Annotated in this window: 1 protein-coding gene and 2 pseudogenes; 2 read left to right on the top strand and 1 reads right to left on the bottom strand. The window is 38.4% G+C overall.

Going from position 1 to position 1,422, the window contains the following annotated elements:
* Positions 1-108, top strand: a pseudogene (locus tag MHN32_RS23605) (LysR family transcriptional regulator); the annotation flags it as partial.
* Positions 109-464: 356 nt separating this feature from the next.
* Here the strand turns inward: MHN32_RS23605 and MHN32_RS23600 are convergent.
* Positions 465-773, bottom strand: a complete 309-nt coding sequence (locus tag MHN32_RS23600) for a hypothetical protein (protein WP_237116797.1) — start codon at positions 771-773, stop codon at positions 465-467.
* Positions 774-1,324: 551 nt separating this feature from the next.
* Between MHN32_RS23600 and MHN32_RS23595 the strand changes: the two are divergent.
* Positions 1,325-1,422, top strand: a pseudogene (locus tag MHN32_RS23595) (LysR family transcriptional regulator); the annotation flags it as partial.

The following is a 1,422-nucleotide window of genomic DNA, read 5'->3' as shown; positions in this document are numbered from 1 at the left end:
ATATTACCCGAACTCGGTCAAATCGGTATCAGCCTTGTCAAAAACACCCAAGAATCCGCCCACGCCGTAGATAAACTCGCTGAGTTTATCGCATTGAGGCTAGGTTGATCACAATCTCAGGCAAGCTCATAAAGAAATTCAACAGCATGAGTACTGATTGTAGCAAGTACCAAACTGCAGAAGATAATTAAGAAAATTTTGAAATTCCCATAGAAGTCATCTGGAAAAGGCCAAGGCCCGAAAAGGCTGCATTTATATAGCTTTTTAAAGCCAAAAAGAATTACAGCTAAAAACATCAATTTGACAATTATAAAAGTTACTTCACTCATCATAAATACCTACCTTTAAAAAGGTGTATGGCTAAAAACACCAGACACCTATAGTTTAATACACCCTAAATTAAACTGAGCGTTGGGCGAGGCACAACTAAAAAGTGCTTGCTAATTACCCCAACCTCTTATTAATCAATAAGCTCTACTGAATGTCTGGAACATCCAACGATCAGAGTGGCGACCCAAATCACCAGCTGCTCCCCCACCAGCAGCAGCTCCACCTATAGTGGCAACTGCTCGCCCAACTGAGCTAACTGGACTTACCGCTCCCGCCACTCCTCCGGCAACAGCACCTCCAAGTATATCAGATCCAGTCGCTTGATTTCCTTTAGCTGTTATCGCTGCTAACCCTCCACCTATAGCTCCAACTACAGCGCCTACAACATTAGCCCAAATAGCACCATTTACTTCTTGAATTTCGTTTGTGTTTAATTCTTTCATATCATTACCTTTTATCTACCATTTATTAAAATAAAGTTATAGCAGCAAAGTCTCTCTGTACAATACTACAACTTTAAAAATGATAACCACATTTAAAAATAAAACACGGAAAAACAAACAGTTATAACTTAAAAATAAGATTCCAAATCCAAGCGAGCAAAAATAACCATTCTATAATTACTCTATAACATGTTAATAATACGAATTATCTTGACCAAGTAATATATTTTGAACCGTTAACACCCTATCGATAACAAGACAAAAATTTTGCCATTAGTCGACCCTGAGTATTAACATTTTGATACTCAAACTAACGGAGCTACATCAAGCCAAACTTAACATTAACTTTATCTACTACTTCTGTTGCTACACGGTACTTTTCGCTCAGAGCAACCTCATACTCATGAATATTTATTAGCCACCTGACAACCGTAACTGATACCCCTTAAAGATACTATGTCTTCATACATAACATATTTCACTCCTTAGAATACTTAACTTTTAGCCTTCAAGATTGCAATATATTCAGTGTCAACTGCTTAAGAGCTGTCAAACAAATGCTGCAGCAGAACGATGCAATTATTCAGCAATTTACCTCTGAGAGTGTGACAGGCCGAGTGCGTTTGGGCATTCCCAGCGAATTCGCAGC

It is taken from the genome of Pseudoalteromonas sp. Of11M-6, from assembly GCF_022347905.1.
GTDB lineage: Bacteria > Pseudomonadota > Gammaproteobacteria > Enterobacterales > Alteromonadaceae > Pseudoalteromonas.
The sequence above is the reverse complement of the archived record's forward strand: the minus strand, read 5'-3'. Positions and strand labels throughout refer to the sequence as shown.

Bases quoted from the DNA above. Each gene is read 5' to 3' on its own strand.
- MHN32_RS23600 (WP_237116797.1), bottom strand. From the start codon at position 773: ATGAAAGAATTAAACACAAACGAAATTCAAGAAGTAAATGGTGCTATT.